Origin of the sequence: Aeromonas sp. FDAARGOS 1406 (assembly GCF_019048565.1) — a bacterium.
Lineage (GTDB): Bacteria > Pseudomonadota > Gammaproteobacteria > Enterobacterales > Aeromonadaceae > Aeromonas > Aeromonas caviae.
The window spans coordinates 240,656-253,734 of record NZ_CP077378.1; the positions used below are offsets into that span (position 1 = coordinate 240,656).

Below are 13,079 nucleotides of genomic sequence, written 5' to 3' on the forward strand. Positions count from 1 at the left end.
GTCACCGGATGGCCGACCATGACATGAGAATCGAGACGGGATGAAGAGTGTTGCACGGGCCAATCGTGTTGTCTTTGGCCTTATCATCGTATCGCTGGTGGGCTTTTCTGCCTATTGCTGGCAGTTGCTCAGCCAGCAGCAGCGTGCCTTCGATTTGAGCGTGGCGGCTGAGATGGTGCTCAATCGGGTCAATACCGATACCGTCTATCTGCTGGGGCGCGAGAAGGCCAGCGATGGCAGCGTACAGCAACGCCTGAGCCTGCTCTCCAGTCACCTGGACAGGTTCGTCAGGCTGGTGCACGAGGATCCGGAGTCGGTGGACGACCCCGGCTCCCAGGCGTTGCAGCGGGACATCGACGGTTATCTGCTGGATCTCGCCAGGCTCTACACCATGGAGATGACCATCGAGTATCTGGCTCCCCGCTTCCAGGGCCAGCTCAAGGCGTTGCAAGGCACCCTGCCGGTCGGTGAGGCGCAGTACCGCGACCTGACCGAACTCATGCGCCTGCACCACTACCTCAGACGCAGCTGGGATCAGAACGAGCAGCGGCAACTGCTGCAACTCCAGCAGCACCTGCTCGACCGCTATGGCGAGCAGCCGAGGGTCGCGGCCCTCGTTCGGCTGGGCCAGGAGTTCAATCAGCAGGTGATGGAGTACCATCGCCTGCGCAATCAGGTGGTGGAGATGAAGGGGCTGAGCTCGCTGCCCGCCTGGAAGCAGAGCAAGCTGGAGCGGGCCTCCTCTCTCAAGAGCCGCTTCTACCTGATGGTGCTGGGGGGAGCGCTGCTCTGCTTCTCGCTGGTGGCCGCGACCCTGTGGCGTCGCAACCAGAAGCTGAGCGAGCTCTCTCGCCATGCCGCGCTGCTGGCCCAGGCCAAGAGCGACTTCCTGGCCAACATGAGCCACGAGATCCGCACCCCCATGAATGCCATCATCGGCTTCAGCGCCCTGGCACTGCAAACCAGTCTGGATCCCCAGCAGCGGGACTATCTCAACAAGATCAAATCCTCGTCGGATACCTTGCTGCTGCTCATCAACGACATCCTGGATCTCACCAAGGTGGAGTCCGGCAAGCTGACTCTGGAGGAGATCGACTTCGATCTCAGCGAGCAGCTCGACTCCCTCGCCGCCATGTTCGCGGATCTGGCGGAGCGCAAGCACATCGAGGTCATCATCAACAAGTCTCCCGCCGTGCCCGACTTCCTGCGCGGGGATCCGCTGCGCCTCGGTCAGGTGCTGGTCAACCTGGTGAACAATGCCATCAAGTTCACCGAGCGGGGCGAGGTGGAGGTGGCCATTACGCTCACCAGCCAGCATCCCATGCGGGTCTGTTTCAGCGTGCGGGATACCGGCATCGGCATCGCCCCGGAGAAACAGGCCCAGCTGTTCCAGCCCTTTACCCAGCTGGAGGCGGGCAATACCCGCAAATATGGCGGCTCCGGGCTTGGCCTCAACATCTCCCAGCGGCTGGTGGGGCTGATGGGCGGGGAGATCACCGTGCAGAGCAAGCCCGGGGTGGGATCCACCTTCCTGTTCGAGATCCCCATCTCCCAGGCGGTGTACGGTGTCTCGGGGCGCCGGGTCTTCTTCGATCACCAGCCTCTGATCCTGATGATGGATGACAACGAGCTGGTGCTGGAGCTGGCCAAGGACATCCTGGGACGGGCGGGGGCGTCCGTCATCACGGTCAACAGCCTCTCCCGCGCCCGTCAGGTGCTGCGGGAAGAGGGGCATCACATCCGCCTCGCCATCCTCGACTGGCGCATGGGTCAGGAGGATGGCCTGGACTTGGCTCTCGAGATGTACCAGCACAGCCAGTGGCGGCGCCTGCCTGTCCTGATGACCAGCGCCTGGTCCAGGGAGGGGCTGCACGGGCGGATGGAGAGCATGGGACTGACCCATTTCCTGGCCAAGCCCATGACCGAAAACGCCTTGCTGGCCAAGGTGGACGAACTGCTCAACGGCAGCTCCCATGACAGCAAGGTCCGCCAGGCGGAGGCCCAGGGGGATCAGCAGCAGTTCCGGGAGCTGCTGCGCGGTACCCGGGTGCTGCTGGCCGAGGACAACCGGGTCAACCAGCAGCTCATTCTGGAGTACCTGCGCCGGGTGGAGGCCAAGGTCACCGTGGTGGACAACGGCCGCGAGGCGGTGGAGCAGGTGGCGGAGCAGCCGTTCGACGTCATCCTGATGGATCTGCAGATGCCGGTGCTGGACGGGCTGGATGCCACCCGCCAGATCCGCAAGATGGTGGACAAGCACGATGTGCCCATCATCGCCCTCACCGCCAGCGCCATGCCGGGGGACAGGGAGCGCTGCCTTGGCGTCGGCATGAACGGCTATGTCACCAAGCCGGTGAGCAAGCTCGATCTCTACAACAACCTGCTGCAATGGGTGAAGAGCAGCGGCGGGGAGCCCAAGGTGCCCATCGAGGTCAAGCCGCCGGCCCTCATGGGCGTGCTGGATCTGGAGGATGCCCTGCGCCGGCTGGAGCATGACAGGGAGGCGCTGCAGATCCTCTTCAAGCTGTTCCTCTCCGAGCACAAGGACGATCTGTGGGACATCCGCACCGCCCTGCGTCGCCAGCAGCCCGAAGTGGCGTGCCGCTTGCTGCATACCCTGAAGGGGGTGTCGGCCAACATCTCCGCTTCCCGCCTGCAACTGCTGGCCGGGGAACTGGAGTGGCGGCTGCGGCTGCAGGAGGAGCTGAGCGAGGGGGAGCTCAACCAGTTGCAGCAGGTCTTTACCCAGACCCGGGAGGAGGTCTCCCACTTCCTGCTCACCGGGGAGCAGCAGGAGTCGGTCGCCTTCCCGTTTTCGCCCCCCGACAAGCGGCTCTGAGGGAGGGCAAGATAGCAATCGTTCTCAAGTCACCCGCTTCAGGCTATGATGACCCACTCGTTCGCCCCCGCCAGGGGGCGATTGTATTGAGCTTCTCTTCACGATCACGCGGCAGCGCGCCGCGACCAAGGACTTCTCTGTGAGCGTATTTTTGCGGCTTGGCTGGTTTTTCAAGGATCAGTGGCGGCGTTATCTGGTGGCCATCTCCCTGCTGATGCTGGTGGCCCTGTTGACCGTGATCCCCCCCAAGGTGGTGGGCTGGGTGGTGGATGGCATCGCCAAGGGTGACTTGGACAGCGGCACCCTGACCGGCTATCTGGCGGGGCTTTTTGGCCTGGGACTGCTTATCTACCTGCTGCGCTACGTGTGGCGGGTCATGCTGTTCGGTGCCTCCTACCGGCTTGCCTACGTGCTGCGCAACCGGCTGTTCAGCCACTTCACCCGCATGAGCCCGGATTTCTACCAGCGCCACCGTACCGGTGATCTGATGGCCCACGCCACCAACGACATCCAGGCGGTGGAGATGACCGCAGGGGAAGGGGTGCTGACCCTGGTGGACTCCTTCATCGTCGGCATCCTGGTGCTCTCCATCATGTGCAGCCAGTACTCCTGGCAGCTGACCCTGCTCTCCCTGCTGCCCCTGCCGGTGATGGCCTTCTTCATGAACCGCTTCGGGACCCAGATCTACAAGGAGTTCAAGGCGGCTCAGGGGGCCTTCTCCCGCCTCAACAACAAGACCCAGGAGGCCCTATCCGGGGTACGGGTGCTCAAATCCTACACGGTCGAATCCCTGGAGGACGAGGGCTTTGCCGAGCTGACTCGTCAGGCGGGGGAGCGCAACATGGCGGTGGCCCGCATCGACGCCAAGTTCGACCCCGTGATTTACCTGTGCATCGGCTGCTCCTATTTTCTGGCGGTCGCAGGGGGCAGCGCCCTGGTGCTGCAAGACAAGCTGACTCTGGGGGAGCTCACCAGCTTCACCATGTACCTCGGCCAGCTCATTTGGCCCATGTTCGCCATCGCCTGGCTGTTCAACATCATCGAGCGGGGCAGCGCCGCCTACTCGCGCATCGAAAGCCTGCTGGGGGAGCGCAGCGACATCGAGGAGCCGGTCCATCCCGTGGCGCTGGCCTCGGCCTTTCCCTTGCGGGTGCAGGGACTGGGCTACCGGCTGGAGCAGCGCACCCTGTTGCAGGGGGTGGATGTCACCCTGCAGGCTGGCGCCATGCTGGGGATAGTGGGACGCACCGGGGCAGGCAAGAGCTCCCTGCTCAAGCTGCTGATGCGCCTGGCCAACCCCACGGCCGGGGAGATCCGCATGGGGGAGGTGCCCATCTCGCAACTGTCGCTGGGTGAGCTGCGCAGCCAGTTTGCCTATGTGCCCCAGGAGCCGTTTCTGTTCTCCACCACCATCGCGGCCAACATCGCCCTGGGCCGCCCCGAGGCGAGTCGGGAGGAGATTGAGCGGGTGGCGCGCATCGCCTGCGTGCACGACGACATCAGTCGCTTCCCCAAAGGGTATGAAACCGAGGTGGGGGAGAAGGGGGTGACCCTCTCCGGCGGTCAGAAGCAGCGTCTGGCCATCGCCCGCGCCCTGCTGCTGGATGCCCCTATCCTGGTGCTGGATGACGCCCTCTCGGCGGTGGATGCCCACACCGAGCAGCAGATCCTGCTGGCCCTCAAGGTCCACAAACGCACCCTGGTGCTGGTGAGCCACCGCATGACGGCGGTGGAGCAGGCGGACGAGATCCTGGTGCTGGAGCAGGGAGCGATCAGCGAGCGGGGCCGTCACGAGGCCCTGATGGCCAGGAACGGCTGGTACGCGGACATGGTCCGCTACCAGCGCCTGGAGCAGGACGTGGAGGAGAGCCTGTGAACAGGATGACAAGACCCCTGGTTTCCTTCACCCCCCGCCCGGCTCCCGCGATCGGAGAGGGGAGCAAAGAGAGTCAATTCCCGTGGAACCTTGCGCTGGAGGCAAGTCTGTGAATCCAACCATCAAACGGCTGCTCGCCTACTGCGCCAGCTACCCCCGCTGGCTGGTGCAGGCGGGCATCTGCCTGCTGCTCGCCACCGGCGCCGAGGTGGCGGGCCCCTTGCTCATCAAGCTCTTCATCGATGACTACCTGGCGCCGCGCCGGCTGGAGTGGGGCATCATCGCCGCCCTTGCCGCCGGTTATCTGGGGTTGCAGGTGTTGTCGGCGGCCGGCTTCTATCTGCAATCCCTGCGCTTCAACCGCATCGCCCAGGCGGTGGTGCAGCGCCTGCGTGAGCAGGTGTTCGCCACCGCCATCCGCCTGCCTGCCCGCTATTTCGACAAGCACCGCTCGGGCTCCCTCATCTCCCGCATCACCAACGACACCGAGGCGATCATGAACCTCTATGTCCAGGTGATAGGGCTCCTGGTGCAAAAAGTGGTGCTCCTGTGCGGCATCCTGCTCTCCATGGCGCTGCTGGACTTGCGCCTGATGCTGGTGTGCGCCACCCTGCTGCCGGCGGTGGGGGCCGTGATGTGGCTCTACCAGAAACTGAGCGTGCCCGTGGTGCGGGCGACCCGATCCTTGCTCTCCGACATCAACAGCCGTCTCAACGAGTCGTTGCAGGGGATGCCGGTGATCCAGGCCATGGTGCAGGAGCGCCACTTCGCCAATGCCTTTGCCGGGGTGAACCAGCAGCACTGGCAGGCGCGGATCAAGAGCCTCAAGATCAACGGCATCCTGCTGCGCCCCCTCATCGATCTCTTCTACATGATGGTGCTCATCGGTCTGCTGGCCCTGTTTGCCCACGAGGGGCTGAGCACGGCGGGGGCCATCCAGGTGGGGGTGCTTTACGCCTTCATCAGCTATCTGGGGCGGATGATCGAGCCCCTCATCGAGATGACCAACCAGCTCAACCAGTTGCAGCAGGCCATGGTGGCGGGGGAGCGGGTATTCGCCCTGCTCGATGAAACCCGCGAGAGCACCGACGGGGAGGTGCGCCCCCTGGAGGGACGGGTACGCTTCGACGGGGTGGGCTTCTCCTACGACGGGGAGCAGCAGGTACTGCAAGATGTGAGCTTTGCCACCCGGCCGGGCCAGATGCTGGCGCTGGTGGGCCACACCGGCAGCGGCAAGTCCACCATCATCAGCCTGCTGATGGGCTTCTACCCCCTGGATCGGGGGAGCATCCACTTCGATGATCACCCCATGAACGGCCTGGCCCTCTCGGCGGTGCGCCGCAGCATCGGCCTGGTGCAGCAGGATCCTTTCATCTTCGTCGGCACCCTGGCCGAGAACCTGCGCCTTGGGCGTGACGGCATCGAGGATGGCCGGCTCTGGCAGGCCCTGGAGGAGGTGCAGCTGGCCGATTTCGTGCGCCGCCTGCCCGATGGCCTGGCCACACTGATGGAGGAGGGGGGCAAGAACCTCTCCGCCGGCCAGCGCCAGCTGCTCTCCTTTGCCCGCGCCCTGGTGGGGGATCCGCGCATCCTCATCCTGGACGAGGCGACCGCGAGCGTGGACTCCCAGACCGAGCTCGCCCTCTCCCAGGCGCTCTCGGCGGCGCGCCGTGGCCGCACCACCATCGCCATCGCCCACCGTCTCTCCACCATTGTGGATGCCGATGAAATCCTGCTGCTCTCCCGCGGGTGGGTGAGCGAGCGCGGCACCCACGGCGAGCTGATGGCGCTGGGGGGGCATTATGCCCAGCTGTTCGAGATGCAGAGCCAGGGGGCCTGGCTTGAAGAGAAACGGGCCTGAGGCCCACCTAAAAAAACAGCCGGCATCTGCCGGCTGTTTTTTTGACTGGCGGGGTTACACCGTGACCTTGCTGCGGCTGACCAGCTTGGGCTCCAGGGGCGGGAAGTCATCGTTGAAGAAGGTATCCGCTTCTTCAATTTGTGCCTTGCGCTGCTTCTGGATGAAGCTGTCGAAGTCGCGCTTGATCTCGGGGTCCTTGAGGGCCTCGTAGTCGAACACGTTGGCGGCATAGAGGTAGTTGAAGTAGATGTCGACGAACTCGGCGCTGGCACAGGCGGAGGTGAACTTGCTGTTCTGGCGGTCGAAGTTGACGCGGTACTGCTTGATCTTCGGCACATAGACCAGCTCGTTGCCCACCTTGAACACTTCCACCGTGACCCCCACCGTGATGGTCTTGTAGAAGTCCTTGTTGTTCTCCACCCCGAAGCGGATGGCATCCCCCTGCTTTTGCAGGAACTTGTTGAAGCTGGCCAGCGCCGTGGTGCCCTGGCTCACCACCACGTCCATGATGAAGTTGATGAAGTCGGTGGCGATGCTGAGCCCCTTGATGTGGCGGCTGTAGCTCTGCTGATCGATCTTGCTCGGCCCCATCAGGGGGATCTTGGAGAGGGCCCTGGCCCAGAGATCCGCGTCCGTCTTGTACTGCTCGCCATAGGCTTCGGCGTAACGGTTGATGTAGGCGGTGACCACGGAGGTGATGGCGATGAGGTAGGCCTTCTGCTCCGCCAGCTTGGCCATGACGGCGGGATCGTCCAGCAGCTCGTTGGCCACGATGAACTCCACCAGGCCGTCCTTGTCGGCATAGGGATCATTGCCCACCGCCCGGACGGTATCGGGCAGATTGACGTCGTTGAAGAAGGCCTCGGCCTCGGCGAACTGATCATGGTTGCTCAGGCGGTTGGCCGGTGCCTCGCGCACCAGCTGGCAGAGCACCAGCTCGGCCTCGTAGTCCGACTCGCGCCACAGGGGGGCCTGCAACTGGTTGCCGAAGGTCTTCTTGTAGGCGAGGTTGAAGTCAAACAGCACCGAACTGCAGCCGCAATCCATGGCGAAGTCGACGGTGTAGCTCAGCGGCCCGGTGGGCAGGGGCTTGCTCATCTTCCCCTTGGCGCTGAGGTTGGCATAGCACTTGAGGTACTCCCGGCCAAACAGCTCGTAGGCACGGTTGTTTTGAAGTTGAGCTGGAAAGTACCGGCGCTCTCGCCCCCGTTGAACAACTGTTGCACGTGACTCATCTCTCTATCCTTATGGTGAGATTGGTAGACGGGTTGACCCGGTGCCGAGTGGCTACTTCCTGGCCAGCAACAGCCTAGGCTGTGTTCTTAAAGTGATGAAGATATAATCTCACATCTTCTCAACAGCTTAAGATCCATTCCGTGTCCCACCGTTATCAGCTGACTGATGCACAATGGGGGCTTATCGAGCCCCAGTTTCCTTCTCGAAGCCTGATCGGGCGCCCTACCCATGAACCGCGCCAAGTGCTCGATGGCATTCTCTGGATACTCCACACCGGAGCTCCTTGGCGAGACCTTCCAGAACGTTTCGGACCATGGAATTCGGTCTACAACACCTTCCGGCGTTGGCAGGATGCAGGCCGGATTGATGCCATTCTGGAAGCGCTGCAACTCAAGCTCAATGAAGAAGGGCTCATCGATTTCGACCTGTGGTGCCTGGACGGCTCCAATGTCAGGGCATCCAAAGATGCTGCCGGAGCGCGTAAAAAAACACTCCGGTGAATCAAGCACTTGGTCGCTCTCGTGGTGGTTTTGGCAGCAAAATTCACTTGGTCACTGATGGTAATGGTTTACCGCTGGGGTTCTGCCTTTCGCCGGGGCAATCAGCGGAAATCAGATATGCGACAAGTGCGTTGGCCATGGCAAGGATCCCGACTTCATCAGGCCGTTATCGCACGTGACCAACGCATCTTGCCGCAGATAAGGCCTATAGCAGCAGGGCTTTGCGGGCCGAACTCCGGCGCAGAGGGATAAAAGCAGTCATCCCGCAGCGCAGCGACCAGCAGCGGCACCATAAGGGACGACCTCTGGTATTAGACAAAGCTCGTTATCGCAGGCGAAATGTGGTCGAGCGGTGCTTCGGATGGCTGAAGAAGTTTCGCCGATTCTCAACGAGATATGAAAAGCTGGCGGGAAGTTTTGCTGCTTTTATCAAGCTGGCTTTCTGCCTTCGTTACTTACGAGAGCTATTGGTGGACAGAAAACCAGCATTTTGAGAACACAGCCTAGCGAGGGAGAGGGGGTTTGGTTACTGCGAATAATCCCAGTGGCGGGGGCGGGATCCTGGGCTAGCCCCCAGACGGGGAGTATTTCTCGTTGTATTTCATTCGGATATGGCCGTCATGGTCCCGTCATCCGGGGCGGGACCTTGAAAAAAATCGGAAAAAGGGAAAAGAGAGGGGCGACCCGGGGTCAGGAAAGGCCGGTTTTATCATTTGCCAGGCAAATAGAACCTGGCCATTGCATGAATTTTGCAAATACCCTTTGGGGGGCCGCTCACAGGGATGGCACGGGAGGCTTGTCTATCGGGAAGCAGACTGGCAACATTTGTATCACATTTACTCATCGGATCAGTTTGCAATGGACCTGCAACGCCTCAAAGCCAACCTCGCCCTGCGTCTGTTCGCCTGGCGCTACATTCCCGTCATTGGTTTCTGTGCCCCCGTCATCGAGCAGATGGACGCCAGGGCGCTGCGCATCCGCATTCCGCTGGGCTGGCGCACCCGCAACCACCTGGGCAGCATGTATTTCGGGGCGCTCGCCACCGGTGCCGACCTGGTGGGGGGGCTCCTGGTCATGGAGAAGGGGCGGGCGCGGCGCAAGAAGGTGCATTTTGCCTTCAAGGATGTGCAAGGGGAGTTTTTGAAGCGCCCGGAGGGGGACGTGCAGTTTGATTGCGCGGCGGGGGAGCTTATCGACGCCATGATCGACGAGTCCCTGGCGAGCGGTCAGCGCATCAACCGCCCCATCCAGGTGGTGGCCACCTGCCCGTCGCGCAACGGCGACGAGGCCATGGCCCGCTTCGTGCTGACCCTCTCCATCAAGGCAAGCTGAAGGCCAGAGGGCGCTTGGCGCCCTTGTTCAAGCCGGTATCAAAGGATCTCGGGACTGCTCCCTTCCTTCACCACGGCCTTCATGCTTCATGCCGTTGAAGTTGACCGCCCGCTCGGCCACTGTGCTGGGTAGCGCTTGCGTGGCAGGGCGTCAGGATCAGAGGATCTCGGGGCTGACGCCTTCTTTCACGACTACCTTCATGCCGTTGAAGTTGACCACCTGCTCGGCGACTATCTTGCAGCGTTTGCGGGTCTCGACCTGACCGTCCACTTCCACCAGGCCCTCGGCGACCAGCGCCTTGGCGGCACCGCCACAATCGGCCCAACCCTGATGCTTGATCAGGTCACACAAGGCAACGAAGGGGTGACCTTCGAGCAGAAACGTCTCCATGGGAAATCCTCTAGCTGGATGAATGGCTGAAACAGCGGGGGCTCATTCTAGGCAGTTAGGCGGGGCAGGGAAAGGGTCCGGGCCGAATTGCCCCGAAAAAGGGGCGAGCACAGGCAATAAAACCAGCCCGACCGGGCTGGTTGTGTCTCTGGGGGCCACTGGCGCTCAAGGGAGTTTCACCACCGCTTCCCCCGTCACGGCGAGGGCGCCGCCCTGGGTGAAGATGCGGGTGGCCAGGGTGGCGATGGGCTTGTCGCTTCGAAGGGCAATCACCTCCACCTCCGCCGTCACCTCGTCCCCCACGAACACCGGGAGCGTGAAGGAGAGGCTCTGGCCCAGATAGATGCTCCCTTTCCCGGGCAGTTGCTGCCCGAGGAGCCCGGAGAAGAGGCTCGCCAGCAGCATTCCGTGGACGATGGGGCGCTCGAACACCGTCGTGGCGGCAAAGTCCGGGTCCAGGTGCAGGGGATTGAAATCCTCCGAGAGGCCGGCGAAGGCCGCCACCTCGGCCGGGCCGAAGCGCTTGGTCAGGCGAGCCTTCTGGCCCACGGCAAGGGGTTGTGTACTCATGCGGGTTCCTCTTCTTGCATCCTGACGCCGGCAAACACCGGATTGAGCCGTACCTTGACGTAGCTGCCGGGGGCCGCCTCCAGCCCCTCGACAGGCTGCCGGGCGGGGACGGGCTCTGCTTCGTCACGGTCTTTGATAAAGCGCATCATCTCGGGCCACCAGGAGCCGCTCTGGTGGGTCGTCCCCGCCAGCCACTGCGCCGGGCTGTCCGCCTCGACCTCGCTCTGCCAGAAGCCGTATTTGTTGGCATCCGGTGGATTGATGATGCCGGCGATGTGCCCGGATTCGGCCAGAATGAAGCGCCGTTCGCCCCCGAACAGCGCCATGCCCTGCCAGGTTCCCTGCCAGAGGGCGATGTGATCGTCCACGGCGGACACCAGCAGCACCGGGGTCTTCACCTTGGCGAGAGCGATGCGGGTGTGGCGGATCTTGAGCTCCCCCTTCACCAGCTGGTTTTCCAGGTAGAGTCGGCGCAGCAGGCTGTTGTGGATCTTGCCCGCCACGTTGGTGCTGTCGCTGTTCCAGTGCAGCAGATCGAATGCCACCGGGCTCTGGCCCTTGAGGTAGCTGTCGATGTAGTAGTTCCAGTAGAGGCTGTTCTCCCGCAGCAGACTGAAGGAGACCGCCAGCTGGCGCCCGTCCATGATGCCCCTGGCCTCGTTCTGCGCCTCCAGCGCCGCGATGATGGGCTCGTGGATGAAGATGCCAAGCTCCCCGGGCTGGGAGAAGTCCAGCAGGGTGGTGAACAGGGTGGCGCTACGCACCCGCTGCTTCTGGCGCCGCGCCGCCAGCCAGCCCATGGCGAGTGACAACGCAGTGCCACCGATGCAGTAGCCGATGCCGTGCACCTCCCGCTCGCCGGTGGCCGCCTCCACGGCGTCCAGGGCGGCGATGACCCCGTCCACCACGTAGTCGTCGAGATCGACCTGCCCCTGTGCCACCCCCGGGTTGCGCCAGGAGATCATGAAGACCGTCTGCCCCTGGGCGACCAGCCAGGCCACCAGGGAGTTCTGGGGGCGCATGTCCATGATGTAGTACGGGGGCACGACCAGCACCGGGGTCTTGCCCACCGTCGCTGTGGTCGGGCTGTACTGGATGAGCTCAAAGAGCTCGGTGCGCAGCACTACCCGGCCCGGGGTGGTCGCCAGATCCCGGCCGAGCTCGAAGGCGGACTCGTCGGTCAGGCGGATGTTGAGGTGATCGGCGCTGCGCTCCAGATCTTCGGCCAGGAGCGCAAGGCCGCGCACCAGATTCTGGCCGTCGGACTCCAGGGTGAGCTTGAGCAGCTCCGGGTTGGTGGCCAGGAAGTTGCTGGGAGCCATGGCGTTGACGTACTGGCGGGTGAAAAAGCGCAGTCGCTCCCGGCTCTTCTCGGGCACGCCCTCCAGGGCATCCACCGCCGCCAGCAGGTGTCTTGCGGTCAGCAGATAGGATTGCTTGAGGTAGTCATAGAGGGGTTGCTCGCTCCAGGCGTCGGCCTTGAAGCGGCGATCGCTGCGATCCGGGGTGATCACCGGCTCGCTCGGCTGGCCTGCACTCTTGAGCAGGGTGTGCTGCATCAGCTTGAGCTGATCCTGCCACCAGTTCATCTGGGACTGGATCAGCTGCCAGGGCTGCTGGCTGCCCTGCTCCAGCACCTGGCCCAGATCGTCCAGACTGGTCTGCAGCAGGGCCTGGGCGGTGCGCTCGGTCTGGGCTCTGGCCTGGCCAGCAGCTTGTCGTTGTAGTGGGCCAGGGCCTCGAACAGCGGGCCGTAAGATGATTGGCTCATGTGTTCTCCTTCACCCACGCCCGGGGCGGGCACTTGCCCGTTCTGTCGAGTCGTGGGGAGATGTGGCTGCCCGCAAGACGGGCAGCCAGGGGTTATCAGGCCTTGCCCGTGCTCTTCTTGATGCCATCTGCGGTCAGGGCATCCAGTTCTTCCTTGAACTGCTGGCCGAGGGTGCTGAGCTTCTGGATGTCATCCAGCATCTGGCGGGAGAGCTGGCTGGCGCTCCCCAGCTGCACGGTGCCGAGGGCCGCCAGGCTCTGGGCATCCTGCACCTTGCCGACGGCCTGCAACTGGTTGAGCCCCAGTTCGGCGTAGGCATTGGCGGACGCCAGTTGCAACCGGGTCAGCTGTTCGATGTTGCTGGCCAGCAGCTGGTTGTAGCGGGTGAGGGGAGCGGCAAAGCCTTGCATCTGCTCGGTAAAGCTCTTGATCACGTCCATATTCATCATGGGTCTCCGGTTCGGCAGAACACTGTTTTTGCGGGTCAATCGACCCTTCTTGCGGGTACAGCACGTCATCCCTGTGTTACGTGTTGTTTGCTCTGTTCAAACACACGTTTGAGCATTCTGCAACCAATCCACCTTTGGTATAAATGTTAGTTTCTGTTTGAATTTTCCAATCCGCCGAGAGAGCCATCCCCGGGTTCAGACGAGAGGTGACGCAGGGCAGGGGGCGGGGTCTCGTTCCCCGGGGCCTGCGCTGGT

General features: G+C 62.9%; 8 protein-coding genes and 2 pseudogenes. 5 read left to right on the forward strand and 5 right to left on the reverse strand.

All coding sequences use genetic code 11. The features are described from left to right. The first annotated feature begins 40 nt into the window (after nt 1-40). The 3 genes from I6L36_RS01110 (at nt 41) to I6L36_RS01120 (ending at nt 6,576) form a co-directional block, all read left to right on the forward strand. On the forward strand, nt 41-2,839 hold the full coding sequence (locus I6L36_RS01110) for a response regulator (protein WP_041211503.1): 2,799 nt from the start codon (nt 41-43) through the stop codon (nt 2,837-2,839). A gap of 139 nt (nt 2,840-2,978) precedes the next feature. Then, on the forward strand, nt 2,979-4,715 hold the full coding sequence (locus I6L36_RS01115) for an ABC transporter transmembrane domain-containing protein (RefSeq protein ID WP_104452977.1): 1,737 nt from the start codon (nt 2,979-2,981) through the stop codon (nt 4,713-4,715). Nucleotides 4,716-4,824: 109 nt separating this feature from the next. Then, nucleotides 4,825-6,576: an ABC transporter transmembrane domain-containing protein gene (locus I6L36_RS01120; protein ID WP_043155177.1), complete on the forward strand. Its 1,752-nt coding sequence runs from the start codon at nt 4,825-4,827 to the stop codon at nt 6,574-6,576. 54 nt (nt 6,577-6,630) lie between these two features. Here I6L36_RS01120 and I6L36_RS01125 read toward each other — a convergent pair whose 3' ends face one another. After that, the gene (locus I6L36_RS01125) at nt 6,631-7,674 is read right to left on the reverse strand and encodes a hypothetical protein (RefSeq protein ID WP_254203458.1); all 1,044 of its coding nucleotides are present in this window, start codon (nt 7,672-7,674) and stop codon (nt 6,631-6,633) included. A 278-nt stretch (nt 7,675-7,952) separates the two neighbouring features. Here I6L36_RS01125 and I6L36_RS01130 point away from each other — a divergent pair. Beyond that, nucleotides 7,953-8,806: pseudogene (locus tag I6L36_RS01130) on the forward strand (IS5 family transposase). 364 nt (nt 8,807-9,170) lie between these two features. Next, complete coding sequence (locus I6L36_RS01135) at nt 9,171-9,644, forward strand: DUF4442 domain-containing protein (protein ID WP_010674883.1); 474 nt, start codon at nt 9,171-9,173, stop codon at nt 9,642-9,644. Nucleotides 9,645-9,800: 156 nt separating this feature from the next. Here I6L36_RS01135 and ybcJ read toward each other — a convergent pair whose 3' ends face one another. The 4 genes and pseudogenes from ybcJ to I6L36_RS01155 form a co-directional block, all read right to left on the reverse strand. After that, nucleotides 9,801-10,034 (reverse strand): ribosome-associated protein YbcJ, encoded by a 234-nt coding sequence (gene ybcJ / locus I6L36_RS01140; RefSeq protein WP_010674882.1) that lies wholly within the window; start codon nt 10,032-10,034, stop codon nt 9,801-9,803. Between the two features lie 165 nt (nt 10,035-10,199). Further along, a complete protein-coding gene (locus I6L36_RS01145) occupies nt 10,200-10,604 on the reverse strand; it encodes a MaoC family dehydratase (RefSeq protein WP_010674881.1) in 405 nt (134 codons plus the stop codon). After that, nucleotides 10,601-12,375: pseudogene (locus I6L36_RS01150) on the reverse strand (class I poly(R)-hydroxyalkanoic acid synthase). Before I6L36_RS01150 ends, I6L36_RS01145 begins: the two are co-directional and overlap by 4 nt. Before the next feature lie 95 nt (nt 12,376-12,470). Then, a complete protein-coding gene (locus I6L36_RS01155; protein WP_201972410.1) occupies nt 12,471-12,821 on the reverse strand; it encodes a phasin family protein in 351 nt (116 codons plus the stop codon). Nucleotides 12,822-13,079: the final 258 nt, after the last annotated feature.

Coding starts and splice junctions, on each gene's coding strand:
- I6L36_RS01110 (WP_041211503.1), top strand. CDS start 41: ATGAAGAGTGTTGCACGGGCCAATCGTGTTGTCTTTGGCCTTATCATC.
- I6L36_RS01125 (WP_254203458.1), bottom strand. CDS start 7,674: ATGAGCAAGCCCCTGCCCACCGGGCCGCTGAGCTACACCGTCGACTTC.
- I6L36_RS01135 (WP_010674883.1), top strand. CDS start 9,171: ATGGACCTGCAACGCCTCAAAGCCAACCTCGCCCTGCGTCTGTTCGCC.
- ybcJ (WP_010674882.1), bottom strand. CDS start 10,034: ATGGAGACGTTTCTGCTCGAAGGTCACCCCTTCGTTGCCTTGTGTGAC.
- I6L36_RS01145 (WP_010674881.1), bottom strand. CDS start 10,604: ATGAGTACACAACCCCTTGCCGTGGGCCAGAAGGCTCGCCTGACCAAG.
- I6L36_RS01155 (WP_201972410.1), bottom strand. CDS start 12,821: ATGAATATGGACGTGATCAAGAGCTTTACCGAGCAGATGCAAGGCTTT.